The following is a 26,644-nucleotide window of genomic DNA, read 5'->3' as shown; positions in this document are numbered from 1 at the left end:
TGAGCGTCTCGGCTGGGAGTCCGGCGACCCGACCGACCGGGTTATTCGAAGGTCACCTCCGCCGTGGCGTGCTGTTCCTCCCGCCCCGTGGCCACGCGCAGTTCGGCGTGGTCACCGCGGGGCGTGCCGCACGCCACGAGGTGTTCCCCGGCGAACACCGGCCGACGCAGCCGGTACGACAGGGAGCGCACCCGCCGGCCGAGGGCGTCCCGGCGGGCGAGTTCCAGCATGAGCAGGGCCAGCAGCGGGCCATGGACGACGAGCCCGGGGTAACCCTCCTCGTCCCGGCAGTACGGTGCGTCGTAGTGGATGCGGTGGGCGTTCGCGGTCAGCGCGCTGAAGCGGAAGAGCAGCGCCGGGTCGGGGTGCAGGGGGAGCTGCCACGGCTCGTCCACGTGCGGCCGGGTGAACTCGCCGACGGCGGCCGGGTGTTGTCCGCCGCCCCCCGGACCGGTAGACGATGTCCTGCTCCTCCACGAGACACGTCCGCCCGCCTACGGAACTCACGGCGCTCGGTGACGAACAGCATCTCGCCCGTACGCCCCCGCTTGGCGGTCACGGAAGCGAGGGAACTGACCCGTTCGACGGGTTCACCGAGGCACAGGGGCTGGGTGATCTCGCACCGGCCGCCCGCCCACATGCGCTGCCGGTGAGGCAGGGGTGGCAGGAAGTGGCCGTCCAACGGGTGCCCGTCGGCGCCGAGTAGCCGCCCGGCGGGCCAGCTCAGGAAGAAGAGCCACTGCCACATCGGCGCAAGCGCCTCGCCCGCCTTCGGGGCGGGTCCTGGCAGGTTCAGCACCGCCGACAGGGCCGCCGCAGGGCCGACGCCCAGCACGTCCTCGTCCCTGACCGGTCCTGGCGTCCACGACTCCACGTAGGTGTGGAGCGGGGGTGGGGTGGGCCGCATCGTCCATCCGTCCTTGTCGTCTCTCGCTGTTCGCGTCGGCTGCGCCGCGTTACTCGTCCTCGGGGGAAGCGCCGGCGTTGTGCGGTTGGGCGGAGGGCCAACTGCCCCGGGCCACCGCCCGGTTGATCCGGCCAACCAGCTCCCGGGCCACGACCTCCACAGCGGGCGGGGTGCGCCCGGACCGGGGAGTGCCGAGGACGATCGAGCGCCACACGTCGGGCTCGCTGAGCGGCGCCGCGCTCAGGGTGCCGTGCGCGACGTCCTCGGCGATACCGACACCGGGCAGGACCGTCCACCCGTGCCCCGCCCTGACGAGCTGCTTCTGCACTGTCATGGAGTTGGTCTGTACGGCGACATCCAACGCGGAACCCGCCCGTACAGCCGCCGCGTCGACCAACCGGCGCAGACCGTGCCCGGCGGCGGGCATCACGAGCGGGTGCCCGGCCGCCTCGGCGAACGCCACCGGACGGTCGGCGCGCAGCCCGGCCCCCGGTGGAGCGACCGCCCACAGCCGTTCACGCAGCAGCGGGCGGGCGTTGAGCGAGGGGGTGCTGTCCAGGTCGTAGAGCAGGGTCAGGTCCAGGTCGCCGTCGTCGAGCCAGCGCTGGAGGTGCCCCGAGTAGGCGGTCATCAAGCGGAGTTGAACGCCGGGATGACTGCGGGCGACCGCGGTCACCAGGGGCTCGGCGAGCAGGTCGCCGGTGCTCTCCAACAGACCGACGGTGACGATGCCCGACACCTCGCCCGGCGCCGGCTGCACCTCGGCGCGGGCCCGCTCCAGTTCGTCGAGGGCCCGCCGGGCACGCTCGACCATGACGGTGCCCGCCTCGGTGGGCCGCATGCCCGTCCCGGTCCGTTCGAAGAGGTCGACGCCGAGTTCCTGCTCCAGGGCGCGGATCTGCCGGGTCACAGCGGGCTGCACCAGATGCAGTAGCTCCGCGGCGCGCGTGACACTGCCCACCTCGGCGACCGTGACGATCGCCCTGAGTTGCTTGATGTCCACGAGCGGGCCCTCCTGCGGCGGTCATCCGGTGTGCGCATGGGGGTATCAGGAAATGTCATTTCATTACCGTCGCCATGAGCGTTCATGATGATGGTCCCGGTACGGGACCCGCATCCTTCTGGAGGTCGCCCATGACCGAGCCCCCCGCCCCGCTGCCGCTGGCCGGCCTCACCGTCGTCAGTCTGGAGCAGGCGGTGGCCGCCCCCTTCGCGACCCGCCAGCTGGCCGACCTCGGCGCCCGGGTCATCAAGGTGGAGCGGCCCGGCGGAGGTGACTTCGCCCGCCGCTACGACACCACGGTGCACGGCGAGTCCAGTTACTTCGTGTGGCTCAACCGGTCCAAGGAGTCCGTCACCCTCGACCTGAAGTGGGAGGCGGGAAGGGCCGTCCTTGAGCAACTGCTCGCGGACGCGGACGTGTTCGTGCAGAACCTGGCGCCAGGAGCGGCCGTACGCATGGGCCTGGGCGCCGACGCGCTCCTCGACCGCTTCCCCTCGCTCGTCCCGTGTTCCATCACGGGCTACGGCTCCAGCGGCCCGTGGGCCGACCGCAAGGCGTACGACCTCCTGGTGCAGTGCCAGACCGGGCTGGTCTCGCTCACCGGCAACGCGCACGGCGCAGCCCGGGTCGGGGTGTCGATCGCCGACATCGCGGCCGGCATGTACGCCTACTCCGGGATTCTCACCGCCCTGCTCACCCGTGCCACCACCGGTGTCGCCCGCGCCGTGGAGGTCTCGCTGTTCGAGGCACTGGCCAAGTGGATGAACCAGCCCGCCTACTACACCGGCTTCGGCGGCACCCAGCCCCCGCGCCTCGGCACTCAGCACGCCACCATCGCGCCGTACGGCGCCTACACCGCCGCCGACGGCCAGGACATCCTGTTCTCCATCCAGAACGAACGGGAATGGGCCGCTCTGTGCGACCGGATCCTCGGCCTGCCCGAGCTGGTCGCGGATCCACGTTTCGCCACCGGCTCCGCCCGGGTCGTCCACCGTGAGGAACTGAACGTGATCGTCGCCGGGCGGTTCGGCGAACTCGACAGCGCCGAGGTGACGGACCTGCTGGACGCGGCGGGCATCGCCAACGCCGGGGTGAACGACGTGGCGCAGTTCCTCGAGCACCCGGTGCTCAGCGGCCGGGACCGCTGGCGGGACGTGGGGATCCCCGGCGGAGCCACGGTGCGGGCGCTGTTGCCGCCGGCGGACCTGACCGGCGTCGCCGCGCGCATGGATCCCGTCCCCGCCGTCGGTGAGCACACCGGGACGATCCTGGCCGCCCTCGGATACAGCACCGCCGACATCGACCGGCTGAGGGCGGAACACGTCATCTGAAGCGCCGGGCGAAGCCGTCGGCGGCATCCGCCCCACGCCCCCTCGCCGCCACGCCTGCCCCCCTCGCCACCCCCTCCACCCACGAGGACGCCACAGCATGAGCACTCTCGACATCCTGTCCGAGGACGAGCGGTTCATCGTCCGTACGGTGCGTGACTTCGTCGACAAGGAGGTGAGGCCGGTCGTACGGGAACTGGAACACGCGAACACCTATCCCGAGGCCCTGATCGACCGGATGAAGCGGCTCGGCGTCTTCGGGCTCGCCGTCCCCGAAAGCCACGGCGGCACCCCCGTCTCCACCCCCTGCCACGTCCTGATCACCGAGGAACTGGCCCGCGGCTGGATGAGCCTGACCGGCGCGATGGGCGGCCACGCCGTCGTCGCCAAGCTGCTGCAGCACTTCGGCACGCAGGCGCAGCAGCGCCGGTACCTGCCGGCGACGGCCACCGGTGAGATCCGCGCGACCATGGCGCTGACCGAGCCCGGCGGAGGTTCGGACCTGCAGGCCATGTGCACGGTCGCGCGCCGGGACGGCGATCGCGGCTACGTGGTCAACGGGGTGAAGACCTGGATCACCAACGCCCGCCGTTCCGGCCTGATCGCCCTGATGTGCAAGACCGACCCGGACGCCGTGCCCGCTCACCTGGGCATCTCGATCCTGCTCGTGGAACACGGTCCGGGGCTGACCGTCTCCCGCGACCTGCCCAAGCTCGGTTACAAGGGCGTGGAGAGCTGCGAGCTGTCCTTCGAGGACTTCCGGGTCCCGGGCGACGCTCTGCTCGGCGGTGTGGAGGGCAAGGGCTTCGCCCAGATGATGCAGGGCCTGGAGACCGGACGTCTGCAGGTCGCCGCCCGCGCGCTCGGGGTCGGCCGGGCGGCGTTCGAGGACGCCCTCGCCTACGCCCAGGAGCGGGAGTCGTTCGGCAAGCCGATCTGGAAGCACCAGTCGGTCGGCAACTACCTGGCGGACATGGCCACTTCACTGAGTGCGGCCCGTCAGCTCACCCTGTACGCGGCCCGGGAGGCCGACGCCGGCCGGCGGGTGGGCATGGAGGCGGGGATGGCGAAGCTGTTCGCCTCCGAGACCGCCATGCAGATCGCCCTCAACGCCGTGCGCATCCACGGCGGGTACGGCTACTCCACGGAGTTCGACGTCGAACGCTACTTCCGTGACGCCCCGCTGATGATCGTCGGCGAGGGAACCAACGAGATCCAGCGGAACGTCATCGCGAGCCAGCTCGTCAGGCGCGGCGGTCTGGACGCATGAGGATACTGACCGTGCCGCAGCGCCGTCGAGGTGTCGGCGCGGCGGTCGGGTGGTGAAGCGGGTGGTCGGGGTGGGGCGTCACTGGTCCTGCGGTACGGAGGAGGCCTCCCGCGGCGGGAACCGCAGCAACGCCTCCTGCGCGTACGACGCGAGCAGTGAGCCGTCCCGGGTGAGGACGTCGCCGCGCGCGAAGGACCGTCCGTGTGCGGCGAGCGGGCTGTGCTGGCGCAGCAGCAGCCAGTCCCCGGTGGTGAACGGCCGGTGGAGCCACACGGTGTGCGAGGTGACGGCCGAGGTGAAGGCCAGGCCGGCGTCCGCCTGGGTCACGCCCTCGACGGGCCGTAGCGCGGTGCCGATCGCCGTGAGGTCGGTGGCGTAGGCGAGGAGTGCGGGGGCGAAGGTGTGCGACGCGGGCGGGATCCGGGTCCACAGCGCGTACTCGGCAGGCTCGGACTTCGGCGTGTCGAGATCGGCCGCCGCCCTCGACTCCCAGGGAAGCAGACCGAGTTCGACGGCGTGCTCCGGTCCTGGCAGGGGCGGCACGGGCTCGGTCGTCTGCCGGTCGGACCCTTCTTCCCAAGTGTGCAGGCTCGCGTTCGCCACCGCGACGACCCCCCGCTCCTGGTGGGCGGTGAGCCGTACGGCCGCGAAGGTCCGGCCCTGCTGCGCCACCTCGCTCCGGTAGACGACCGGTTCACCGGTGCGTCCTTCCCGCAGGAACTGGGTGTGCAGCGACTTCAGGGCCTTGCCGGGCGCGGCGAGTTGCGCCGCGCAGGCGAACTGGGCGAGCAACTGCCCGCCGAAGAGCCGCCGGTACTCCAACTGCTGTGAGCTGCCCTCGTGGGCGTTCGCCCCGGCGGGCGCGAGGTCGAGGCAGTCGAGCAGGTCGTTCCACAGGCCGGTCACGGGGCGCTCCTCACAGGTCGACGAGGCGGGGTGCGTGGTCCTCGCGCAGCAGCAGCCGGCCGGCCTCGCGGGTCAGCTCACGGGTGGAGCCGAGCAGCCCGTCGAGGACCAGAGCGCGTTTGACGTGCCGGTGCAGGGCGTGCTCGGCGGTGAAGCCGATGCCGCCGAGCGCCTGCTGGCAGTGGCGGGCGGCGGTGAGCGCGGACCGGCCCGCCACGGCCTTGGCCAGCAGGGACCCGGTGTCGTTGTCGGCCGCGGCGAGGACCGCCTCCGCGGCCTCCAGCGCCACGTACGTCTCCGCCAGCCGGTGCCGGAGCGCCTGGAAGGAGGCGAGCGGGCGTCCGAACTGCTGCCGTTCCAGGACGTGTTCACGGGCGAGCGTCAGCATGGCCCGCCCGGAGCCGAGCAGCCACCAGCCCAGCGCCCGGCGTCCCGCAGCCAGGGCCGGTGCGGGGAGGTGGCCGGGTTCGGTGGGGCGCAGGGGCAGGCCGGGGTCAAGCGGGCCGGCTTCGGCCGTGTCGTCGCTGACCCATGTCACCCAGGCCCCGCCCGCGTATGGCAGCGGCGGCGGGTCCTTGAGCGGGGCGCCCGCCGATCGCAGGACGACGTCGTTGAGGACCGGCGCCTGGACGCCGGTCTCGCCGAGCAGCCGGAACACCAGCGGGATCGCGGTGCCCGGTTCCTGGGCGAGCATCTCGGTCCAGCCCAGGTCGGCCAGGGCGGCGTCGAGTCCGGCTCCCGGCGTGTTCGTCTTCATGGTCCTGCGCAGGGTTTCTTCCAGCAGTTCGCGTTCGGCGGTGTCCACCGTGTCTCACTCCTTCCCGAGGTCGAGCAGGCGGCGCGCGACGATGTTGCGCTGGATCTCCGCGGTGCCGCCGTAGATGGTCGCGGCCCGCGAGTACAGGTACTCCGTGCGCCAGGCCTCGTCCTGGGCCAGTTCCACCGCGCCCGGAAGCAGGTCGCGCGCGGTGTCGAAGAGGCGTTGCTCGGCGCCGGCCAGGAGGATCTTGTCGACGGAGGTCTCGGGTCCGAGCCGTCCGCCGTCCGCGAGGGCTCGCTGGGTGGCGGCCGAGCGGCAGCGCACGGTGTGCAGGTCGAGCCAGACGGCGCCCAGCGCGTCCGCGTCCGGTTCGCAGCCGTCGTCCAGGAGGCGGTCAAGCCGGCTGTAGAGGTGGGCGACCCGGTGCCAGAAGCAGGTGGAGCGTTCGTGGGGCAGCAGGTCCATCGCGAGGCGCCAGCCGTCGCCGGGGGCGCCCAGCAGTCGCGCGCCGGGGACGCGCACGTCGTCGAAGAAGACCTCGGCGAACTCGTCGACGCCGTGCATCGTGCGCAGCGGCCGTACGGTGATGCCGGGGGAGTCCATGTCGACGAAGAAGGCGCTGATGCCACCGTGTCCCGGCCCGCCCGTGCGGGCCAGCAGGACGCAGCGGGCCGCGTACTGGGCGAGGCTGGTCCACACCTTCTGTCCCGTCACCACCCAGTCGTCGCCGTCCCGTACCGCACGCGTGGACAGGGACGCGAGGTCGCTGCCCGAGCCGGGTTCGGAGAAACCCTGGCACCACTGTTCCCGGCCGCTCAGCAGCCGGGGTGCCATCTCGGCGGCGAGCGCCGGTGACGCGTAGTCGATCAGGGTGGGGGTCAGGACCTCGACCATCGACCAAAGGCCGGGCTCCGCCAGGCCCCGGGAGGCGATCTCCTCGCCCAGCACCGCGCGCAGCACGCTCGGCCCCCCGAGCCCGCCGACGGCGGCCGGCCAGCCGTGCCGCATCCAGCCAGCGGCCCACAACTCCTGCCGGACTCGGGCCAGTTGGGCGACCTGGTCGTCGAGGTCGTGGCCTTTTCCCGGGGTCAGGTCGTGAGTGTCAAGCCATGTCCTCAGTGCCTGCCGGAAGTCGTCGGTCCTCACGGGCGGGTGCGCTCGAAGGCGTGCGGGCGGCCCGAGTCGTGGGCCCCGCTGCGGCGGATGAAGGTCATGGCGCGGGTGCGCAGCCGCCAGCCGTCCGGGGTGCGGACGTAGGTGTCACTGTAGTAGCCGATGCGCATGTCGTGCGCGGACTGCTCGACGAAGCAGAGTGGCTGGGTGCCGGCGGCGGAGTCGCCGTCGAGGTCGATCACCGGCGTGCCCACCATGAACAGCCCCTTGGGGGCGGCGGCGATCAGCTCGGGGAACCCGTCGAGGGGGTAGGTGTCGCCGAAGGCGCTGTAACTGCCGTCCGGGGTGAAGACGGCGAGGACCAGGTCCACGTCCCCGCGGGTCATGGCGACCGCGTAGCGGGCCAGCAGTTGTTGGATCTGTACCAGGTCGTCGGTGTCGCTCAAGGGTCGTAGTCCTCTCGGATGAGAATGACATTCTCGCTAAAGGAGTATCGCTCCGGATGGTTGCTTCTCCAATAGAGAGAAGCTAATTTCCACATCATGGATCAGTTCCTGGCCTTCACTGCGGTAGGCCTGAGCACCGCCGCCGTCTACGCGGTGATCGGCACCGGCCTCGTGGTCACCCACGCCACGACCGGCGTGTTCAACTTCGCCCACGGCGCCGCCGGAATGCTCGCCGCCTTCTCCTACTGGCAGCTGTCCGTCGGATGGGGCTGGCCGGTTCCGCTCGCCCTCGCCTTCGTTCTGCTCGTCCTCGCCCCCGCCTTCGGCCTGTTCGTCGAACGGGTGCTGATGCGCCCGGTGCAGGCGCTCGGCGAGGCGGAACGCCTCGTGATGACCGTCGCCCTGCTCACCGGGTGCATCGCGCTGGCGCGCTGGGTGTGGGACCCCAACGCCCCCCGTCCGCTCATGCCGTTCTTCGCAGACCGGCCTGCGCTCCACCTGGGCCCTGCCGTCGTCACCTGGCACCAGGCCACCACCATGGTGGTCGCCCTCGCCATCGCCGCGGCTCTGTGGTTCCTGATGCACCGCACCCGGATCGGCACCGAGATGCGGGCGTCCGTCGACGATCCCGCGCTCACCGGCCTGACCGGCGCCGACCCGCTGCGCGCCACCCGGATCGCCTGGGTGCTCGGCATCCAGCTCGCCGCCGTCGGCGGCATCCTCATCGCGCCCGCCGTGGCGCTCGACGCCATGCAACTGTCCCTGCTCATCGTCAGCGCCTACACCGCCGCAGTCTTCGGCCGCCTGAGCAGCCTGCCGCTCACCTTCCTCGGCGCCGTCGTCGTCGGGCTCCTGGAGGCCTACCTCGCCGGCTACCTGCCGCAGAACGACTACCTGCCGGGCCTGCGCCTGGCCGCCCCCGCACTGCTGCTGTTCCTGGCCCTGCTCGCCTTCCCGCACCGCAGGCTGCGCGGCCGTGACCGCACCCTGGTACCCGTCCCGCTGCCGACGCTACGCGGAGGCCTCGCCCTCGCGGGCTTCGTCGTGGTCGTCGCGCTGGTCCTGGTGACAGTCCTGACCGAGGGCCAGGTGATCTCGTACGGCACGATCTTCCCACTCGGCGTCATCGCCCTGTCCTTCGTGCCCCTGGCCGGATTCACCGGGCAGATCTCCCTGTGCCAGCTGTCCATCGCCGGCATCGGCGCCGTGGTGTGGGGACATCTGGGTGCGCAAGGTGAACTGTGGGCGCTGCCCGTAGCGATGCTGGTCTGCGCGGCCGTCGGCGCGCTGATCGCCCTGCCCGCGCTGCGACTGTCCGGCATCTATCTCGCCCTCGGCACCGCCGCCTTCGCCGTCGTACTCGACCGCTGGATCTTCACCCTGCCCGCCTTCGACGTGCTGGGCGTGCACATCGCGCTCTTCGACCAGGGCTCGGTATCGGTCACAGGACCCGACCTGTTCGGCCTGCACCTGACCTCGCCGACCCAACTGCTGCTCCTTTCCGCTGTCTGCCTCGCGCTCACCACGTTCGTCGTGGGCGCGCTGCGCAGGGGCCGCTACGGCCGACGGCTGATCGCTCTGCGCGACAGCGAGGCCGCCTTCGCCACCCTCGGCGGACGGCTCCTCGTCGCGAAGACCGCCGTGTTCGCCCTGTCCGCGGGGATCGCCGGTCTCGGCGGCGCCCTGTACGGCATGCAGCTGCAGACGGTCACCGCCGAGCAGTTCAACCTCGTCGCGGGGCTGCCCATCTTCCTGATCGCCGTCATCGGCGGGCTCGGCGCGAGCGGCACGGGCCTGTTCACCGGCCTCGCCTTCGTCGTCCCGGCACAACTGCTCGCCTCGGCCGGCTCCTGGGCCAGTGACGTCACCTCCCTCATGGTCGCACTCGCCGGCATGGGCCTCGCCAAGAACCCGGGCGGCATTCTGACCCGCATGCGCGCCGAATGGGAGCCGCTGTTCCGCGACCGGACGCTGCTGTCCGCGATGCTCGGCGTCCTGGCCACATGCTGGCTGCTCGCGGCGCTCGGCGCGACGAACGGATGGCTGCTCCTCGCCGTCGCCGCTGTGGCCGCAGGACTGCTGCGCGCCCGCGCCGCCGCGGCCAAGGCGCCGCCCACAGACATTCCACTCGAGTGGTGGGGAGTACGCCGGCCCTGGCGGAGCGAGGACGAGGAGGTGCTGAGCCGTGCCACCACTGCTGCAGGCTGAGGGGGTCACCGTCGCCTTCGGCGGACGCCGTGCCCTGGACGAGGTGTCGCTGACCGCGGAGGCCGGCCGGATCACCGGACTCATCGGTCCCAACGGAGCGGGGAAGTCCACCCTGTTCGACGTCGTCTGCGGACTGCGCAAGCCACGTACCGGCCGGATCCGCCTCGACGGCCGCGACATCACCCGCGAAGGCCCCGCCTGGCGTGCCCGGCGCGGAATGTCCCGCACCTTCCAGAACCTGGAGCTCTTCGGCCGCCTCTCCGTCCGCGACAACCTCCTCGTCGCCGCCGAACTCGGCCCCCGACACCGGCAAGCGGCCCGCACCACGGACCAGGTGCTTGACCGGCTCGGCCTGACGGGCGTGGCAGGCGACCCCGTCGACGCGCTCCCCACCGGCCTGGCCCGCCTGGTCGAGGTCGGCCGCGCCCTCGTCCTCGGCCCACGCGTCCTGCTCCTCGACGAGCCCGCCGCAGGACAGGACGCCGACGAGACCAAGCAGTTCGCCGCGCTGCTTCGCTCGCTCGCCGACGAGGGCACCGCCGTCCTGCTCGTCGAGCACGACATGAGCCTGGTGATGAGCGTCTGCGACGAGGTGTACGTCCTCGACCTCGGCACGGTCGTCGCCTGCGGTCCGCCGGCCAGCGTCCAGCAGGACGAAACGGTCCTGGCGGCCTACCTGGGGGAGGCATGACCATGCGAACAGACCCCTTGCTCGAGCTGTCCGGCATACGCGCCGCGCACGGCGGCATCACCGTGCTCCACGGAGTCGACCTGACCGTCGGGGCGGGCCAAGTCGTGGCCCTCCTCGGCCCCAACGGAGCCGGCAAGACCACCCTCCTGCAGGTCGCCTCCGGAGTGCACCCGCCCAGCGCGGGCCGGCTGCTGTTCGGCAACCGGGACGCCACCGGCGTCCGCCCGGGCGACCTCGCCCGCGCCGGAGTGTGCCTCATCCCCCAGGGCCGGGGTGTCTTCCCCAACCTGTCCGTGCGCGACAACCTCCTGATGATGACCTTCACAGGCCGCGCCCAGGCGGAGATCGAGGAGATCGCGTACTCCCGCTTCCCAGTCCTCGGAACCCGGCGCGCCCAGGCCGCGGGCACCCTCTCCGGCGGCGAACAGCAGATGCTTGCCCTCGCCCGGGGCCTGGTCACCGACCCCGCCGTCCTGATCCTGGACGAACTGTCCATGGGGCTCGCCCCATTGGTGGTCGCCGAACTGTACGAACTCGTCGCCGACATCGCCCGGCAGGGCGTCGCCGTCCTCGTCGTCGAACAGTTCGCCGCCGCCGTCCTGAAGATCGCCGACCACGCCGCCGTACTCGTCCGTGGCCGTATCCAGTGGCAGGGGCACCCCGACAGCTCCCTGCACGCCGAACTCTCCTCCTACTATCTGGGGAGCCAGACATGACCACAGGCCCCACCTCCGAGGCGCGCGCTGACCGGTTCGTGCGCGAACTCGCCGAGTTGAAGATCCCCGACCCCGCCACCGCCCGCGCCACGCTCTGGCTGCGCCTGGGCGGACTGCTCATGGCCGTCGGCCTGGCACTCGGCGCGCTCGCCTTCCCGCTCGCCCACGCCACGGACAGCTCCCTCGGCCAGGGCGACGCCCTCGCCCTCGGCCTCGGCGGTGTCACCGCCGCAATGGTGGGCGGCGCGCTGTTCCTGCGCTACTCACTCACCGGGTTCCTCCGCTTCTGGCTCGCCCGCCAGTCGTATGACCTGTACCAGCTCGGCGAGCGGCTCGACCCGGCCGCCGTGATCATCCCCGCACCCGAAGGAGAACCGCGCCATGCCGTCACCCCGCACGCCGGCCCTGCGCCCCGGTGACCAACTGGCCTGCACCGCCGGCACCACCCGCGTCATCGTGATCCGGGCCCCGCAGCAGATGTCGGGCCCCGTCGAATGCGGCGGCGCCGAAATGGTGCCGGCCCAGGACGCCCCTGCCCCGCAGCCGTCAGGCCAGGCCCCCGACACCCTCATCGGCAAGCGCTACGTCGACCCGGACGACGCTCTCGAACTCCTCTGCACCGCCTCCGGCTCGGGCCGTCTGACGTACGGAGGAAAGCCCTTGGCCGTCAAACCACCCAAGGCCCTGCCCGCCTCGGACTGATCTGCACCGAGCTCAAGGAGTATCCATGGACCGCGACGACATGATCCTCATCAGCGTTGACGACCACATCATCGAACCGCCCGACCTGTTCGCGAACCACCTGCCGGCCCGCTACAAGAACGACGCCCCGCGTCTGGTGCACCGCGAGGACGGCACCGACATCTGGCAGTTCCGGGACGCCCGCATCGGCAACGCCGCGCTCAACGCGGTCGCGGGACGCCCCAAGGAGGAGTACGGCATGGAGCCGCAGGGCCTGGACGAGATACGGCCCGGCTGCTACGACGTCGAGGAACGCGTCGCCGACATGAACGCCGGCGGGGTCCTCGCCCAGATGAACTTCCCCTCCTTCCCCGGCTTCTCCGCCCGCCTGTTCGCCACCGAGGACTCCGACTTCTCCCTCGCCCTGGTACGCGCCTACAACGACTGGCACATCGACGAGTGGTGCGCCGCGCACCCCGGCCGCTTCATCCCGATGGCACTCCCGGCGATCTGGGACGCCGAACTGTGCGCCCAGGAGATACGCCGGGTCGCCGAGAAGGGCTGCCACTCGCTGACCTTCCCCGAGAACCCGGTCCCGCTCGGGTACCCCAGCTTCCACACCGAGTACTGGGACCCGGTGTGGCGGGCGCTCGCCGACAGCGACACGGTGATGAACCTGCACATCGGCTCCTCCGGCCGCCTCGCCATCACCGCGCCCGACGCCCCGCCGGACGTGATGATCACCCTCCAGCCGATCAACCTGGTCCAGGCCGCCGCCGACCTGATCTGGTCGCGCGTCCTGAAGGAGTTCCCCCGCACGAAGATCGCGCTGTCGGAGGGGGGCACCGGCTGGGTCCCGTACTTCCTCGAGCGCATCGACCGCACCTACGAGATGCACTCCACCTGGACGCTGCAGGACTTCGGCGGCAAGCTGCCGTCCGAGGTGTTCCGCGAGCACTTCCTGACCTGCTTCATCAGTGACCCGATCGGGGTACGGCTGCGCCACGACATCGGGATCGACAACATCTGCTGGGAGGCCGACTACCCGCACAGCGACTCGATGTGGCCGAACGCGCCCGAGGAACTCCACGAGGTTCTGACCGCCAACGCCGTGTCCGACGACGAGATCAACAAGATGACGTACGAGAACGCGATGCGCTGGTACTCCTTCGACCCGTTCGCCCACGTCCCCCGCGATCAGGCGACCGTGGGCGCCCTGCGCAGCACCGCGGGGGACCACGACGTGTCCGTCAGGTCGCGCAGCCACCAGGTCATCGCCCCCGCCGAGAAACTCGCCGTCTACCGCAAGAAGGCAACGGCGGCGCTCGCCGCGGCGGAAAGCACGGGAGACGGCCGATAGGGGCCGGCGGCCGGGCACGCGCGACGGTGCCCGGCCGCGAGGCACCGCCGCACCGTCCCTGCGCGGCAGGTCCGCCTCAGACCCGCGGCTCCCCGGCCTGGACCAGGCCGGTCTCGTAGGCGATGACGACCAGTTGGGCACGGTCACGGGCGCCCAGTTTGGTCATCGCCCTGTTGGCGTGGGTCTTCGCGGTGACCGGAGTGACGAAGAGGCGTTCGGCGATCTGGTCGTTGGACAGGCCGGTTGCCACCAGGGTCATCACCTCGCGTTCACGGGGAGTCAGGGTGGCCAGCCGCCGCGGGTCCACGAGGCCACCGGGGGAGGGATGGGCGAGGACACGGGCGATGAGGCCCTTGGTCGCCGTGGGGGAGAGCAGCGCCTCACCGGCGGCGACGAGGCGGAGGGCGTCGAGGAGTTGGGCCGGTTCGATGCCCTTGCCCAGGAAGCCGCTCGCGCCCGCCCGGAGCGCCTCGACGACGAGTTCGTCCTCCTCGAAGGTGGTCAGGACGAGGACCTTGACTCCCGCCATGTCCTCGTCCTCGCCGATCAGCCGGGTGGCCTCGATACCGTCGACCTCGGGCATCCGGATGTCCATCACCACGATGTCCGCACGCTCGGCGCGGGCCAGCTGCGCGGCCTCGCGCCCGTTGGAGGCCTCGGCGACGACCTCCATGTCCGGCTGCGCGTCGATGAGCAGCCGGAAGGTGCCGCGGAGCAGTGCCTGGTCGTCGGCGAGCAGAACACGAATCGTCACGGGCGGGATTCCTTACGGGTCGGTCAGACCGGTGCGGGGGCGAGGGAGAGCGGCAGGTCCGCGACGACCTGGAAGCCGCCTTCGAGCCGCGGTCCGGCGGTGACGGTCCCGCCGATGGCGGCGGCGCGCTCGTGCATGCCCATCAGCCCGTGGCCGGTGCCCTCGCCCTTGGGCACGCCGGGGCGTCCGTCGTCCGTCACGGTGACCCGCAGCGCGTGCGGACCGTAGTCCAGGATGACGGCGGCCCGGGTGGCGGATGCGTGCTTGTGGGTGTTGGTGAGGGCTTCCTGGATGATGCGGTAGGCGGTCAGTTCGGTGGCGGGCGCCTGCGGCGCGGGTACACCGGTGCTGGTCACCCGCACGGACAGCCCGCTCGCCCGGAACCCGCCGGCGAGGGCGTCGAGATCGGCCAGGCGCGGGATGGGGGCCCGGGTGCCGGGCGCGTCGTCGGGCTGGCGCAACAGGCCGACGGTGGCACGCAGTTCGTCGAGCGCGGCACGGCTGTTGTCCTTGATGTGGGCCAGCGCCTCGTAGGCCTGCTCGGGGTTGGCGCGCATGAGGTGGTGAGCCACCCCGGCCTGGGCGTTGACCAGGGTGATGTGGTGGGCGACGACGTCGTGCAGATCGCGTGCGATGCGCACGCGTTCCTCGGTGACGCGGCGCCGTGCCTCCTGCTCCTGCATGTTTTCGGCCCGCTTGACGCGTGCCCTGGCCGCGGCGAGGTGGTCACGGCGGCTGCGGACGGCGCGGCCCAGCGCCGTGGCGGCGATCGCGAAGTCGAACCGCAGCAGGCCGGCCCCTCCCACCAGGGACTCCGCGTGGGTCGCGGCATGGACACCGGTGATCGCCACCGCGGCGGCGATGCCGACGATCCACGCGGTGCGCCGGCTGCCGAGTGTGGCGAGCGTGTACAGGGCGACGAGGCCGGCGGCCGGTGCCAGGGCGATGTGTGAGGCGAAGGCCATCTGCGTGAGGCTGGCCGCCAGCGTGACGAGGGCGACGGGCAGCGGCCAGCGGCTGCGGACGACCAGAGGCAGGCAGGACACCGCCGTCCAGGCCGCCGCGGTCCAGTGCGGTTCGTGCCAGGAGGACTCTCCGACGGCGGTCGCCGCCGCGGCCGCCACGACCAGCGGTACCGCCGGGAGCGCGTCCCTGACACGGTCATGACGGGCCAGCCACTGCAGCCATACCATCCTCACGTCCATTCCCTCACTCTAAGCAGCGCGGGCCGGCCGAAGGCGAGATCGCCCGCCTGGCCGGCCCACGCGTTCGGCGTCGTGCCCGTCGTGCCTGTCGTGCCGGTCGGTTCCGTCGGTTCCGTCGGCCCTCGTGCCGGTCGGCTAGTCGGCCACGCCGGCGGACTGCGGCTCGCGCATCGGGTGCCGCGTGTGCGCAGGCTCGTCCACAGGGCCCTCCACGGACACGTGGGGCAGCGCCTGGTCGAGTCGGCGGGGCAGCCACCAGTTGGCGCGCCCGCACAGGTGCATGAGCGCGGGCACGAGGACCATGCGGATCAGCAGGGCGTCGACGGCGACGGCCACCGCGAGGCTGACCCCGAACTCGGCGATGACCCGCATGCCGCCGAAGACGAAGGAGCCGAAGACACAGAACATGATGGCGGCGGCCACGGAGATAACCTTGCCGGTCTCGGCCTGACCGACCCGGACCGCCCGACGGCTGTCACCGGTGTGCGCCCACTCCTCGCGCATCCGGCTGACCAGGAAGACCTGGTAGTCCATGGAGAGGCCGAACATGATGCCGACGACCAGGATCGGCACGAACGACTCGATCGGTCCGGCCGCGCCGAGCCCGAGGAGTCCGGCGCCGAAGCCGTACTGGAAGACCACGACGATCGCGCCGAAGGCCACTCCGATGCTGAGGATGTTGAGCACCGCGCCCACGGCCGGGATGAGCAGGCTGCGGAAGGCGATGGTCAGCAGCAGGAAGCCCAGCACGGCGATCACCAGCACGAACAGCGGCAGCTTGGACATCAGGGTCGACGCGAAGTCGTCGTTGCTCGCGGTGAGACCGCCCACGTAGACCTTCATCGACGTGCCCTGCTCGGCCGGTGGGATCACCTGGTCACGCAGATGGCTGATCAGGTCGGAGGTGGCCGCCGACTGGGGCGAGGTCGTGGGCACGACGGAGACCACACCCACCGTCTGTCCCTCCTTCATGGGCGCCGCGGAGGCACTGGCGACGCCCTCGACCTGCTCGAGGGTGGTGACCAGCTTCGCCTCGGCCGCCCTGTCGGCGGCGGTGGGGGCCTCGACCGCGAGGACGAGCGGACCGTTGAAGCCGGGGCCGAACCCGTCCGCGATCATGTCGTACGCCTGGCGGTTCGTGGAGGTGGTGGGAAGGTTGCCGTCGTCGGACGCGCCGAGGCGCAGCGACAGCGTGGGGAAGGCGAGCGCCGCGAGCACGGCGAGAGCGACCAGACCCAGCGCCTTGGGGCGGGCCTGGACGACCTCGGCCCACCGGGCCCACACACCGGGCTTGCCGGAGGACCGCCGGCTCACCTCGCCGGTCAGTTCCCGTCGTTCCTTGCGGCTGAGGACCCGTGGGCCGATCATGCCGAGCAGCGCGGGCAGCAGGGTGACGGCGGCCAGCACGGTCAGGACGACGGTGACGGCGGCGCCGATGGCCATGCCGTTGATGATGCCGACGTTCAGGATGAGCATGCCGAGCAGCGCGACGACGACGGTCAGCCCGGCGAAGAGCACGGCACGGCCGGAGGTGTTGAGGGCCTTGGCCGTCGACTCGGGGACTCCCATGCCCGCCAGCAGGTTGGCGCGGTGCCGGTTGACGATGAACAGGGCGTAGTCGATGCCCACGCCGAGGCCGATCAGTGAGCCGAGGGTCAGCGTCGTGCTGGAGAGCGTGATGACGTGGCTGAGCAGGATCACCGTGACCGCGGAGGTACCGACGCCGACGATGGCCGTGATGATGGGCAGCGCGGCCACCCACACGGCGCGGAAGACGAACAGAAGCACGATGAAGGCGAGGATGATGCCCATGGCGTCGGCCACGGGGTTCGGCTCGGGGTTGATGGTGAACGCCTGGCCGTTGAGCGCGATGTGCAGGCTTCCCGTTCCCGGCGCGGTGGCGAGTTCCTTCACGTGGTCGACCTGCGAGTCCTCCACGTCCCGGTCGAACGCGACCGTGGCGTACGCCGTCTCGCCGTCCTTGCTGACCTGCGTCCTGCCCTCGGCCGTGTAGGGGCTGCTCACCGCGGCGACCCCGGGGGCGTCGACGATACGGTCCAGCGCCCCCGTCATCGCCTTCTCCGCCGCGGGCTCGGTGACCTTGCCGCCGTCCAGCTGCCACACGACGCGGCCGCTCTTGCCCGCCGCGCTGTTCGAGGCGTGCTGCAGCAGGGCCGTGGCCTTGGCCGAGTCGGTGTTCTGCGCGGTCGGGCTGTTGCCGAAGGCGTTGCCGGCCGCGCCGACCCCGGCTCCCAGGGCGACCAGCAGGCCCACCCAGACCATGACGACAGCGAGCCGGTGCCGGTGGCACCAGCGGGCGAGAGAGGACATCGACGGGCCTTTCAAGGGGTACGTCACACCAACGGGCCGGTGATTTCGGCCCACCCCCACGCTCGCAGTTCCGCGCTCTCTCGTCGTTGGCCGTTCGCAGACACTTGCGTCTACTGCGATCGAAGTAGACGCGGTGCCGGACAGCGCCGTACAACGCGTGCGGTGTGGTCGACGGCTCGGCCGGCGGCGTCCCGTTCGCCACCACCTGCGACGAGTCGGGCCGTAGGCGCGGGTGGTCTGCGGGATGCGTGTCCCGTAAAGGGTGCCGTCGCCGACGTGCGGCAAGCCGGACGACTGGGACCGGGCCCATCACGACGTTGGCCGCGTCCCGCCGGCCGAGCACGCCGGGCAGCCGGCAGGGCCTGAGAAGTACTGACGTTCCTGGGCGAGCGGTCCGCGACCGGAGGTGCTGTCCTACCGTCGCTGTCGGTGCCCTCATCCTCCGACGCGCCCTGAGCCTGCAAGAGCCGCGAGTCCCGGGCCGTCCGTCTGCAGGGGAACCTAGGCCAGCGCCCGGGCCGTTACGAAGGCGCGTAGTTCCCGGGGCACGTCCGGGCCCGTCGGCGTGTAGATCACCTCCTGGTAGCCGAGGTCGCCCAGCCGGGACAGCTTGCGACCGATGCGGGCGATGTCGCCCACCATGGTGCGGGTGTCGATGTGATCGAGGAGAGGGCGGTCACGTGCGGTGAGGTCGGCGACGTGCCCCTCGAAGGTGAACAGATGGCGCTCGTCGGTACCGGCGAGCGCCTCCACCGCCGCACGCCACTCACGCCCGCCCGGCTTGGCGTCCACCGCCTCGGCCCCGCCCCGTGCGTAGGCCTCGTGCCAGTCACCCGCCAGGGGCCGATGGCCTCGCTGACCCGCTCGCCGCCCGGGTCCTCACCCTCGTCGAGGACCGTGCCGGAAAGGAGTGTCGCCGTGGGGAGGGTGGGGTGGGGTCGTCCGATGATCCCGTCGGCCAGGTGGCCGGCCAGGGCGGAGCCCCGGGGGCCGAAGACGCTGACCCATACGGGGACGTTCAGCGGACGGGGCGTCGCCAGGCCGGCGGTGTGGAGCATGCGAGTGGGCCTGCCGTCCACCACGGCGGTCCCACCCGCGGGAGGCGGCGCACCGCGTCGACGTACGCGGTGAAGGTGTCCAGTCGCATCGGGGTCCGGCTCAGTGCCCGGCGTGCGGTGAAGCCGGTGCCGAAGCAGGCGCGGAGACGGCCGGGCATCAGACGCGCGATCGTGGCGATGGACGAGACCATGGTCATTATGGAGCGCTCCTCGGGTACGAGGACTGCGGTCGCGAGAACGATACGGGTGGTTCGGCGGGCCGCGAGCGCCAGATGGATGAACGGGTCCTCCCACAGGGGTGCCGAGTCGTAGATCCACACCCGGGTGTAGCCGAGTTCCTCGGCGAGGACGGCCAGGTCGGTGAAGTCCGGTCCGGGAGGCAGGCCGCACGACAGCTCCGGAGCCGTCCGCGCCCTGTGGTCGTGTCCTGACGTCAAGGTCTGCCTGCCTGCCTGCCTGCCTGCCTGCCTGCCTTCCGGTCGGTGGGGCCGGTGCGCTCAGGAGTAGGACACGGGCTGGGTGTACACGCGGCCGTCCAGGATGGTCGTCATGGTGCCCGCCGGCTGGTATGAGCCCGTGAGGGAGGACAGGGGTGATGCGGTGTAGCCGCCCGGCTCGCTGGTGGTCCTGGTGCCGGTGTGCTGTCCGGTGACGCGCAGACGCGTGTGGAAGGTCACCGGGCTGGACGGGGTGCCGGCGTTGTCGGCGCTCTCGGTGCCGTTGAGGAAGGTCTTCCCGTCGTCGCTGTAGTTCTTGTACGCGACGGAGATCCGGGTGAGGCCGATTCCGGTGGTGTTCTCGACGAGGTCGACGGTGGCCCGGCCGGCGAACGTGCCGTCGAGCGTGTAGTGCCCGGCGGGCAGATGCGGTCGCTTGGGGTCCGGGTCTCCGGGGTGGTAGGGCGTGCCCCAGGGGACCGAGTCGGAGACCGGGTGGACGGGCGGGAGGTGGTGCGGTTTGCGGCTGGTGAGGTGGGCCAGCATGAGGCGGGAGGTACGGCCGCCGGGTTCGCTGGACGGCGGGCAGGCGGCCGGGTCGAAGGGGGGACCGCAGTCGGTGGGGGAGGAGTAGGTCTGGCCGTAGACGATCCGGGTGCCGTCGGCGGACCAGTAGGAGTCGGCGCGCGCGGCCCAGAACGGGGAGTCGGCGGTGCTGCCGGGTCCGGTGGCCGATGTCGAACAGGGGCCGGTGGTGCAGGCGTTGATCTGCTGGCCGTGGTATTTGCCCCGGTCGCCGTGCCGGTCGATCAGGAAGGGCTGGAAGAGCCGTCGGGTGCGGATGTTGTAGCCGGCGGACGCGGCGGCTCCGGTCGGGAGCATGTCGACGAGCGGGGGTACGCCCGGCAGCCCTGCCATGAAGTGGAAGCGGTTCCGGTAGCGGACGTCCATCGTGACCGTCCAGTTGTCGTCCGGTGAGCTGGTGGCGGGGTCGCTGTAGCCGGGGTCGGCGTCCAGCCTGCGGGACTTGCCGGTGGTGAGGCTGGTGGCGAAGTGGTCCAGGTTCACGGACCGGGCGTTGCCGATCCCGATCAGGGACCTGCCGTCGCCGCTGAAGTTCTTGAACTCGCCCACTGCGGCCCGCTGGTCGTACCGCAGCTTGCTCGGATCACGGGGGTCCACGCGGAAGAAGTGGCCGTTCAGTGCGGGATCAGAGTTGTAGAGCCCGGTGACCTTGACGATGTCGTAGCGGGGGGTCAGTGGTGTGCCGGTGGTGGGGTGCGGGTTGAAGCGGAGACGGCCGAAGTAGGCGATCTCGTCGAAGGCGTCGCCGGGCGCGGTCGGCCGGATGACCTTGTTCCATCCGACGTGGACGTTGTCGGGGTTGAGCTTGAGTCCCATGACGCCGCCGCCCGGTCCTGATCCGTCAGGCGTGACGTTCCAGCGGACGGGATATGCGCGCGTGGCGGCCGGGGTGCAGCGAGGGTCGGTGATCCGGTAGGGGGAGCAGTCGACGACGCTGGTGCCCGCCAGCACTCGTCTGCCGTCGCGGAACGGCTGGGCGTAGCGGAAGTCCCCGGCGACTCCTGCCTGGTTGGCGGCCGGAACCGCGCAGGTCACGCACTTCCACGGGTTGCCGTCGGGAAACCTGCCGCCGTCGGTCTTGATCAGAGCGAGCTGGTTGCCGGTGTAGACGCTTCGCGGGTCCGGTGCCGCGGGCGCCCCGGCGTAGGTGAACGACGCGGTGACGGTCCTGCTGCCGGGAAGGAAGCCGCCCGCCGTCACGCTGCTGATGCAGCCCGTGGCGGCCGTGCAGGCCCCGGTGCTGCTCGACGGCGGTGTGGGCGGAACCGGCAGCTCGCTGACGGCGACCGGCTCGGGCTTCGGCGCGGATGGTGCGGCCGGCGGCCGGAGCGCCGATGCCGGTGGGTTCGCCGACGCCCCCGGTGTCGCGCCCCACCACACCGTCAGGACCGCCAACAGGGCGATCGCGAGGCGGCACTGTTGGGTGATCACATGTCTGACTGATCCGGTCGGCATGGAGAACCTTTCTCTGCGCGGATGATCCGAAGACGATCCGGAGACGGCGCGCCCGGTGGCCCGGCCCGCGAGATGCGGGCCGGGCCACCGGAGCCCGTGTACCGGGGTGTTCAGGTTCCGTTGGCGGGCTGCGTGTACGTCCGTGGGCCGACCGTCGTGGTGAGGGTGCCGGTCGCCTGGAAGATCGTCTGCCAGAGGTCGATCGTGATGTGGAAGCCGTCGGCGCTGGACTTCTTGGTGGCCAGCACCTTGCCGCCCCGGTCGGTCTTCACCAGGTCCGAGTACCAGTCGAGGCTGGTCAGGGTCGGGCTGGTGCTGGTGCGTGTCACGCTCTCGGAGCCTTGGAAGACGTTCCGGCCGTCGTCCGAGTAACGCTGGTAGCGCACCGACACGGTCTTCACGGCGGTCTTCGCGTCGTCCCACACGATGCCGACCTCCGCGCTGCCGAACGCCTTCCCGCGCAGGGTGTAGGTGCCCTGTGCCGGGTAGGGCCGCAGCGGGATCGCGCTGCCCGGGACGTAGGGCGTGCCCCACGGCACCCGGTCGGAGACCGGTGCGACGGGCCGCCGATGTACGGGTTCACGGTCGACCAGACGGGCGATCATCAGCCGGGTGCGGCGGCCGCCCGGTTCGGTGGACACCGGGCAGGGCAGTGGGTTCGCTCCGCCGCAGGAAGGTGCCGACACCAGCCGCTCCTGGTAGGACACGGCGGTGCCGTCGGGGGACCAGCGCGGGTCGGCGCCCGCGTTCCAGTCGGGGGAGATGTTCGCGTAGTTGAGACGCTGGCCCCGGTACGAGCCGCGGTCACCGTAACGGTCGATCAGATACGGCTGGAAGAAGCGTCGTTGGCCGTTGTTGCGCACCGAGGAGACCACCGAGGTGGACAACAGGTCGGTGACCGCCGGGAGCCCGGTCATGCCGGCCAGGAAGGACATACGGTCCGTGCCGCGGGTGTCCAGCGCCACGATCCACCGGTCGTCCGGCGAGGCGTCCACGGGATCGGTGTACCCGGGGTCGGCCGTCATCCGGCGGACCTTGCCCGTGCGCAGGCCGACGGCCATCAGGTCGATGTTGGACGACTCGACCGGGAAGCCGACGTAGAAGGCCTCGCTGCCGTCCTTGGAGAAGCCCCGGAACTCTCCGACGCCGGGCCGAGAGGGATCGAACACCAGCTTCGACGGCGTGCGCGGGTCGACGTGCACCGACTGTGCGGCGGGGGAGGCGTCGAGGAGGCGGGTGACCTTTTCCACCTCGTAGCGAGGAGCGAGCGGTGTCCCGGTCGCGGGTGCCGGGTCGAAGCGGAGCCGGCCGAAGTAGCCGTACTGGTCGAAGCGCCCGCCGGTGACGGAGACGCTGTTGAAGCCCAGGTGCATTTGGTCGGGGTGCAGGCGCAGTTCGCGGATGTTGCCGCCGGGACCGGATCCGTCGGCGGTGTTGTTCCAGCGGATCGGGTAGATGTGGAGGCGGTCCGGGGTACAGGCCGGTGAGGCGAGACCGTACGGGCCGCAGTCGACGATGTTCGTCCCGTACAGCACTCGCCTGCCGTCGGAGAACGGCTGCGGGTAGCTGGTGTCGGCGTTCATGCCCTGCTTGTTGGCGGGAGGCGTGCCGCAGGTCAGGCACTTCCACGCGTCACCGTTCGGGAAGGTCTTCCCGTCGGTCCTCACCAGGATGAGCTGGTCCCCGCTGTACATGCTCGCCGGGTCGGGTGCGGCGGGAGCGCCGGCGAACCGGACGGCCGCGGTGACGGTACGGCTGTCCGGGAGGAAGCCGCCGGTGCGCAGGCCGGAGTTCCAGTCAGCGGCCATGCACCCCGTGCCGCGGGGGTTGACGGCACTGGTGCACGTTCCTGCCGCGTTCGAGGGGGCGGTCGGTGGCAGCGGGAGTCTTTCCACTCGGATGCGCTCGGGAGCGGGTGGGGGTGGGGACGGGGCGGCAGTGTTGTTCGAGGCCGCCTGAGCAGGTGACAGGAAGGCGGTGACGCCGACCAAGGCCACCAGAGCGGCGAGGCTCCTGGGTCTCGTACGCATGTCTCTCCTTCGTCAGATACATGACATTTTGATGAGCGGTACATTCCCCCTATGTGTAAGCTGTGCTCTTTCTATACGAGAACTAAGTTCTCGTGAAGACGTCCGTGCGGCAGGAAATGTCGAACTCGCGTGTCTCCGCGGTCGGTCGGCACATGAAACATCATCAACGGGATGCGAGGAGACTTTGCTGAATCAGAGAACTGTCTTCTCTGATTTTGGTCAGTTACCTTCTCAGGAAATGCACAGCATGTGTACGCTGACACCAGAGCGACCCTGGTGCTCCAGGGAAGCGAGTGACAAGCCGCCTCGTCAGCTGTCGCCGTCAACCGTCAACCGTCCGCCGACGTCACCGGGAGGCCGGGCGGTTCCTCATCGCCTCACTGAAGCGAGGTTTCCCGCATGCGAATGAGCACCGGATACCCCACCGAGCGAGTGCTGTCGGCCGGAGCCGTCGCCGCGCTGCTCCTGGTCACGTCGGTCCAGTCCGTCGCGGCCCAGTCCGTGCCATCGCCCACTCCGGCGGCCGTCTCGGTCGACTTCGGTTCGCAGCAGGGTGAACTGCCGCGTCCGGAGCGCCTGAACAACTTCGGCAACGTCACGGCATGGCCCGATCAGCGGGCCGGAGACGTGCGGTTCCTCAACAAGCACGGCCTGCACGGCGACGTCTACCGGGTGTGGCTCAGCAGCCCGAACGCGCCGGACGATGTGAACGTGTTCAACATGTGCGACCTCGCGACCAACAGCTGCGACCTGACCAAGCTGGACGCCTACCTCACCGACGCGAGCACGGTGTCCGACTCACTGCTGGTCAACCTGAACCCGACGGCCTTCGTGGAGGGCAAACGGCCGCTGAAGGATCTGCGCCCGATGGTCGAGCTGATCCTGCGGAGCGTCAAGAAGGCGTACCCCAAGGTCAAGTACGTCGAAGCGTTCAACGAACCGGACTGGCAGTTCCACGGGATGCAGCGCCAGCAGGGCCGCCCGGCGGACCAGACGACACTGCAGCCGGGCGACCTGTACCGCTACTACGTGCCGTTCTACGAGGCCGTCGACAAGGTCAACCAGCGACTCGGGCGCGAGAACCGGATCGAGCTCGGCGGACCGGCGCTGATGTGGATGGACCCGAAGTGGATGAAGCCGTTCCTGGACGACTTCGCCGCCGACCGGAACAGGAACAAGCGGCTGGACTTCATCTCGTACCACGCGTACCTGTCATGGGACGACAACTACCGGGTCCCGACGATGTACAACACTGACCTGCGAGTCGTGGCGTCGCAGCGGGACACCCTGCGCGGATGGCTGAAGGAGCGCCGCATCGACGCGCGCACCCCGAGCTACGTCACCGAGACGGGCATCTATCCCGGCCCGGCGTACGACGACACCGACCCCCGGAAGGACTACCTCCGGCAAGCGGCCGGCATGGCCACCTACGGCTACTACTTCGCCGGCCAGCGGGACACCTACATGTTCAACTGGTGCGTCCGGCACCGGGTCGAGGAGCGCAAGGACCAGCTGGTGTCCCGCACCACCGGCGGACCGGCCACCGATACCTTCACGCCCTACGGGAACATGATGCTGATGCAGTCCCGGATGAAGGACACCCGGGTGTCCGCCGTCTCGGACGCCGTCGACGGGGACAACGGCGTCTACGCGATCGCGTCGAAGGACCGGACGGGCGCGTCGCTGATGGTCTGGAACTGGCAGCACACCAAGGACCAGAGCTACCGGGCCACCATCGACATGTCCCGGATGCCGTCGGAGCTGCGGCACGGTCCGGTCCGCCGGCTCGTGTACCGGATCGACTCGACGACGAGCAACTACTTCGGCGACCCGGGCAGGGCCGAGCTGCAACTGGTCGACAGCAAGCCCGTCAGGCCCGGCAGGACGTACACCGAGACCGTCGACCTCGCGCCCAACGCGATCTACCTGATCCTGCTGGAGCGCGCCTGACACCTGCCGGCGGTGAACCCGCGCCCTGCCGCAGCGGAACGCACGTTCACGGCCCCTCGGTCCGGACCGCCGTACGCAACCCCACCGACCCTGCCGAGGCCGTCGTGGTCAGGGGCGGCTCACCGTTCGTGGACCACCCGGCCGTCGAACACGGTGAGGTCCACCTGTACCTCGGCGATGCCGTGCGGATCGAGGGCCAGCAGCGGACGGTCGAGGACACACAGGTCCGCCACCTTGCCGGCCTCGATCGTGCCCTTCCACTCGTCGGCGTGGTCCTGGCAGGCGGGGGTGGCGGTGTAGGCACGCAGCGCCTCCGCGAGCGATACGCACTGTTCGGGGCCGTACACCCTGCCGCTGGCCCTGGACTCGCGGTGCATCATGTGGGCCACGCCCTGCCGCCAGTCGGGTTCGATGATGGGTGCGTCGGAGCTGGCGCAGAGCCTGACGCCCGCCTCGACGGCTGTGCGGACCGGCCACTGGCGTGCCGAGAGCTCCGGTCCCACGATCGTGTCCATCAGATCGGCGGTGGTCCGCATGATGCCGGGGTTCATGTTGACGCCGTAGCCGTGCGCGGCGAGCTTGCCCAGGCTGTCGGGTCCGGCGAAGGTCCCGTGGATGACGTAGTGGCGAGCGTCGGGCCGGGGCGCGGCGGCGTTCGCTGCGGTGAAGGCGTCCACGACGGTGTCGATGCTGCGGTCGCCGGTCACGTGCACGCCGAGCTGGTAGCCGGCTTCGTGGGCGGTACGGATCATCTCGCGGAGTTCCTCGACCCGGAGCGCGGGCGTCTCGCCGTGCACGCACAACGAGCCGTGGCCGCCCTCGGGGTAGGGCTCGTCCATCAACGCCGTACGGTTCGGCGGGATGCCGTCGGCGAAGATCTTGACGCCGATGGCGCGCAGCAAACCGGCGGTCCGTCGACGTAGGGAGTGTCAGCTTGGCCAGTCCCTTGCGCAGCTCGTCGGCGGAGCCGCCCATGGGGACCGGCAGCAGCAGCACGCTTACCCGGGCGTGCAGTTCGCCCTCGGCGGCGAGTTCGGTGTACGCGGTCAGGTGCCCACGTGCAGGTGGCGGGCATCGGCTACAGCGCCGAGACGGCGGAGGCGATGGCCGCCGAGTTCGTCACCACCCCGTGGTACGGCAGCGCCCTGCGACAGGAACTGCCGCCGTCGATCTGCGCGGACGACGAGTACACCGGACCCCGCTTCCGGCACGGCTGGTTCTACGCCGAGCGGGTGCGCCCGGCCGGATTCCGCGACGGGGTGACCGGCGCCCTGCGGGACGGGGCCCGGGCTCGTGGGCCTGGTGCACATGGCCACCCAGGGCGCGGAGGTCTACGACACGGAGGCGCGCCGCCTGCTCGCCTCCGTGATACCCGCCCTCGCCGTGCTCGCCGACCCGGTGGCGCATGCCGGTGACCCAATACGGCGTTCGGATGAGCCCGTCAGGCCGG

General features: G+C 70.9%; 25 protein-coding genes. 10 read left to right on the top strand and 15 right to left on the bottom strand.

Features of this window, described 5'->3' with window-relative positions; genetic code table 11:
* Nucleotides 1-41 precede the first annotated feature (41 nt).
* From QA861_RS28420 to QA861_RS28410, 3 genes are read right to left on the bottom strand one after another with little or no spacing between them, the layout of a single operon-like run.
* On the bottom strand, nt 42-395 hold the full coding sequence (locus QA861_RS28420; RefSeq protein ID WP_334591456.1) for an HTD2 family dehydratase: 354 nt from the start codon (nt 393-395) through the stop codon (nt 42-44).
* Nucleotides 329-907 carry an FAS1-like dehydratase domain-containing protein gene (locus QA861_RS28415; protein ID WP_334591455.1) on the bottom strand — a complete coding sequence of 193 codons (579 nt, stop codon included), beginning with the start codon at nt 905-907 and terminating at the stop codon, nt 329-331. The genes QA861_RS28420 and QA861_RS28415 overlap by 67 nt, the downstream gene beginning before the upstream one ends.
* Nucleotides 908-956: 49 nt before the next feature.
* Nucleotides 957-1,910, bottom strand: coding sequence for a LysR family transcriptional regulator (locus QA861_RS28410; RefSeq protein WP_334591454.1), 954 nt, complete (start codon nt 1,908-1,910; stop codon nt 957-959).
* Between the two features lie 131 nt (nt 1,911-2,041).
* On the opposite strand from QA861_RS28410, the gene QA861_RS28405 reads away from it, so the two are divergent.
* Together QA861_RS28405 and QA861_RS28400 are read left to right on the top strand one after the other, a co-directional pair.
* Nucleotides 2,042-3,241 carry a CaiB/BaiF CoA transferase family protein gene (locus QA861_RS28405; protein WP_334591453.1) on the top strand — a complete coding sequence of 400 codons (1,200 nt, stop codon included), beginning with the start codon at nt 2,042-2,044 and terminating at the stop codon, nt 3,239-3,241.
* A 97-nt stretch (nt 3,242-3,338) separates the two neighbouring features.
* Nucleotides 3,339-4,508, top strand: a complete 1,170-nt coding sequence (locus tag QA861_RS28400) for an acyl-CoA dehydrogenase family protein (protein ID WP_334591452.1) — start codon at nt 3,339-3,341, stop codon at nt 4,506-4,508.
* A gap of 78 nt (nt 4,509-4,586) precedes the next feature.
* Here the strand turns inward: QA861_RS28400 and QA861_RS28395 are convergent, their stop codons facing one another.
* The 4 genes from QA861_RS28395 to QA861_RS28380 are packed head-to-tail and all read right to left on the bottom strand — an operon-like array spanning nt 4,587 to nt 7,733.
* Nucleotides 4,587-5,414: an acyl-CoA thioesterase gene (locus tag QA861_RS28395; protein WP_334591451.1), complete on the bottom strand. Its 828-nt coding sequence runs from the start codon at nt 5,412-5,414 to the stop codon at nt 4,587-4,589.
* 10 nt (nt 5,415-5,424) lie between these two features.
* Nucleotides 5,425-6,219, bottom strand: coding sequence for an acyl-CoA dehydrogenase family protein (locus QA861_RS28390; RefSeq protein WP_334591449.1), 795 nt, complete (start codon nt 6,217-6,219; stop codon nt 5,425-5,427).
* Nucleotides 6,220-6,225: 6 nt separating this feature from the next.
* Nucleotides 6,226-7,320, bottom strand: a complete 1,095-nt coding sequence (locus QA861_RS28385; RefSeq protein ID WP_334591448.1) for an acyl-CoA dehydrogenase family protein — start codon at nt 7,318-7,320, stop codon at nt 6,226-6,228.
* Complete coding sequence (locus QA861_RS28380; RefSeq protein ID WP_334591447.1) at nt 7,317-7,733, bottom strand: nuclear transport factor 2 family protein; 417 nt, start codon at nt 7,731-7,733, stop codon at nt 7,317-7,319. Before QA861_RS28380 ends, QA861_RS28385 begins: the two co-directional genes overlap by 4 nt.
* Before the next feature lie 96 nt (nt 7,734-7,829).
* Here QA861_RS28380 and QA861_RS28375 point away from each other — a divergent pair, with 96 nt between their 5' ends.
* From QA861_RS28375 to QA861_RS28350, 6 genes are read left to right on the top strand one after another with little or no spacing between them, the layout of a single operon-like run.
* Nucleotides 7,830-9,941, top strand: a complete 2,112-nt coding sequence (locus QA861_RS28375; RefSeq protein WP_334591446.1) for a branched-chain amino acid ABC transporter permease — start codon at nt 7,830-7,832, stop codon at nt 9,939-9,941.
* Complete coding sequence (locus QA861_RS28370) at nt 9,919-10,632, top strand: ABC transporter ATP-binding protein (protein WP_334591445.1); 714 nt, start codon at nt 9,919-9,921, stop codon at nt 10,630-10,632. The genes QA861_RS28375 and QA861_RS28370 overlap by 23 nt, the downstream gene beginning before the upstream one ends.
* 2 nt (nt 10,633-10,634) lie before the next feature.
* Nucleotides 10,635-11,348: an ABC transporter ATP-binding protein gene (locus QA861_RS28365; protein ID WP_334591444.1), complete on the top strand. Its 714-nt coding sequence runs from the start codon at nt 10,635-10,637 to the stop codon at nt 11,346-11,348.
* On the top strand, nt 11,345-11,767 hold the full coding sequence (locus QA861_RS28360; protein WP_334591442.1) for a hypothetical protein: 423 nt from the start codon (nt 11,345-11,347) through the stop codon (nt 11,765-11,767). The genes QA861_RS28365 and QA861_RS28360 overlap by 4 nt, the downstream gene beginning before the upstream one ends.
* Nucleotides 11,730-12,050, top strand: a complete 321-nt coding sequence (locus tag QA861_RS28355; protein ID WP_334591441.1) for a hypothetical protein — start codon at nt 11,730-11,732, stop codon at nt 12,048-12,050. Before QA861_RS28360 ends, QA861_RS28355 begins: the two co-directional genes overlap by 38 nt.
* A 25-nt stretch (nt 12,051-12,075) precedes the next feature.
* Nucleotides 12,076-13,389, top strand: coding sequence for an amidohydrolase family protein (locus tag QA861_RS28350; RefSeq protein WP_334591440.1), 1,314 nt, complete (start codon nt 12,076-12,078; stop codon nt 13,387-13,389).
* Between the two features lie 76 nt (nt 13,390-13,465).
* Here QA861_RS28350 and QA861_RS28345 read toward each other — a convergent pair whose 3' ends face one another.
* From QA861_RS28345 to QA861_RS28315, 7 genes are all read right to left on the bottom strand, one after another.
* Nucleotides 13,466-14,143 (bottom strand): response regulator, encoded by a 678-nt coding sequence (locus QA861_RS28345; RefSeq protein WP_334591439.1) that lies wholly within the window; start codon nt 14,141-14,143, stop codon nt 13,466-13,468.
* Nucleotides 14,144-14,166: 23 nt separating this feature from the next.
* On the bottom strand, nt 14,167-15,348 hold the full coding sequence (locus tag QA861_RS28340) for a sensor histidine kinase (RefSeq protein WP_334591438.1): 1,182 nt from the start codon (nt 15,346-15,348) through the stop codon (nt 14,167-14,169).
* A gap of 135 nt (nt 15,349-15,483) precedes the next feature.
* Nucleotides 15,484-17,679, bottom strand: coding sequence for an MMPL family transporter (locus QA861_RS28335; RefSeq protein ID WP_334591437.1), 2,196 nt, complete (start codon nt 17,677-17,679; stop codon nt 15,484-15,486).
* Between the two features lie 501 nt (nt 17,680-18,180).
* Nucleotides 18,181-18,471 (bottom strand): hypothetical protein, encoded by a 291-nt coding sequence (locus QA861_RS28330; RefSeq protein ID WP_334591436.1) that lies wholly within the window; start codon nt 18,469-18,471, stop codon nt 18,181-18,183.
* Between the two features lie 226 nt (nt 18,472-18,697).
* Entirely contained in the window at nt 18,698-19,174 is a 477-nt protein-coding gene (locus tag QA861_RS28325; RefSeq protein WP_334591435.1) for an LLM class flavin-dependent oxidoreductase, read from the bottom strand.
* 60 nt (nt 19,175-19,234) lie between these two features.
* Entirely contained in the window at nt 19,235-21,214 is a 1,980-nt protein-coding gene (locus QA861_RS28320) for a hypothetical protein (protein WP_334591433.1), read from the bottom strand.
* Between the two features lie 110 nt (nt 21,215-21,324).
* On the bottom strand, nt 21,325-23,244 hold the full coding sequence (locus QA861_RS28315) for a hypothetical protein (RefSeq protein ID WP_334591431.1): 1,920 nt from the start codon (nt 23,242-23,244) through the stop codon (nt 21,325-21,327).
* A 399-nt stretch (nt 23,245-23,643) separates the two neighbouring features.
* On the opposite strand from QA861_RS28315, the gene QA861_RS28310 reads away from it, so the two are divergent.
* Nucleotides 23,644-25,194 (top strand): glycosyl hydrolase, encoded by a 1,551-nt coding sequence (locus QA861_RS28310; protein WP_334591430.1) that lies wholly within the window; start codon nt 23,644-23,646, stop codon nt 25,192-25,194.
* A gap of 119 nt (nt 25,195-25,313) precedes the next feature.
* On the opposite strand, the gene QA861_RS28305 is transcribed toward QA861_RS28310, so the two are convergent.
* Nucleotides 25,314-26,096, bottom strand: a complete 783-nt coding sequence (locus QA861_RS28305; protein WP_334591429.1) for an amidohydrolase — start codon at nt 26,094-26,096, stop codon at nt 25,314-25,316.
* 156 nt (nt 26,097-26,252) lie between these two features.
* Between QA861_RS28305 and QA861_RS28300 the strand changes: the two genes are divergently transcribed.
* The gene (locus QA861_RS28300) at nt 26,253-26,609 is read left to right on the top strand and encodes a hypothetical protein (protein WP_334591427.1); all 357 of its coding nucleotides are present in this window, start codon (nt 26,253-26,255) and stop codon (nt 26,607-26,609) included.
* Nucleotides 26,610-26,644 lie beyond the last annotated feature (35 nt).

It is taken from the genome of Streptomyces sp. B21-083, assembly GCF_036898825.1.
Lineage (GTDB): Bacteria > Actinomycetota > Actinomycetes > Streptomycetales > Streptomycetaceae > Streptomyces.
Note: the sequence above shows the minus strand (reverse complement) of the source record. Positions and strands in the feature narration are given on the sequence as shown.

Coding starts and splice junctions, on each gene's coding strand:
- QA861_RS28415 (WP_334591455.1), bottom strand. CDS start 907: ATGCGGCCCACCCCACCCCCGCTCCACACCTACGTGGAGTCGTGGACG.
- QA861_RS28405 (WP_334591453.1), top strand. CDS start 2,042: ATGACCGAGCCCCCCGCCCCGCTGCCGCTGGCCGGCCTCACCGTCGTC.
- QA861_RS28400 (WP_334591452.1), top strand. CDS start 3,339: ATGAGCACTCTCGACATCCTGTCCGAGGACGAGCGGTTCATCGTCCGT.
- QA861_RS28375 (WP_334591446.1), top strand. CDS start 7,830: ATGGATCAGTTCCTGGCCTTCACTGCGGTAGGCCTGAGCACCGCCGCC.
- QA861_RS28365 (WP_334591444.1), top strand. CDS start 10,635: ATGCGAACAGACCCCTTGCTCGAGCTGTCCGGCATACGCGCCGCGCAC.
- QA861_RS28360 (WP_334591442.1), top strand. CDS start 11,345: ATGACCACAGGCCCCACCTCCGAGGCGCGCGCTGACCGGTTCGTGCGC.
- QA861_RS28355 (WP_334591441.1), top strand. CDS start 11,730: ATGCCGTCACCCCGCACGCCGGCCCTGCGCCCCGGTGACCAACTGGCC.
- QA861_RS28350 (WP_334591440.1), top strand. CDS start 12,076: ATGGACCGCGACGACATGATCCTCATCAGCGTTGACGACCACATCATC.
- QA861_RS28340 (WP_334591438.1), bottom strand. CDS start 15,348: ATGGACGTGAGGATGGTATGGCTGCAGTGGCTGGCCCGTCATGACCGT.
- QA861_RS28335 (WP_334591437.1), bottom strand. CDS start 17,679: ATGTCCTCTCTCGCCCGCTGGTGCCACCGGCACCGGCTCGCTGTCGTC.
- QA861_RS28320 (WP_334591433.1), bottom strand. CDS start 21,214: ATGCCGACCGGATCAGTCAGACATGTGATCACCCAACAGTGCCGCCTC.
- QA861_RS28315 (WP_334591431.1), bottom strand. CDS start 23,244: ATGCGTACGAGACCCAGGAGCCTCGCCGCTCTGGTGGCCTTGGTCGGC.
- QA861_RS28310 (WP_334591430.1), top strand. CDS start 23,644: ATGCGAATGAGCACCGGATACCCCACCGAGCGAGTGCTGTCGGCCGGA.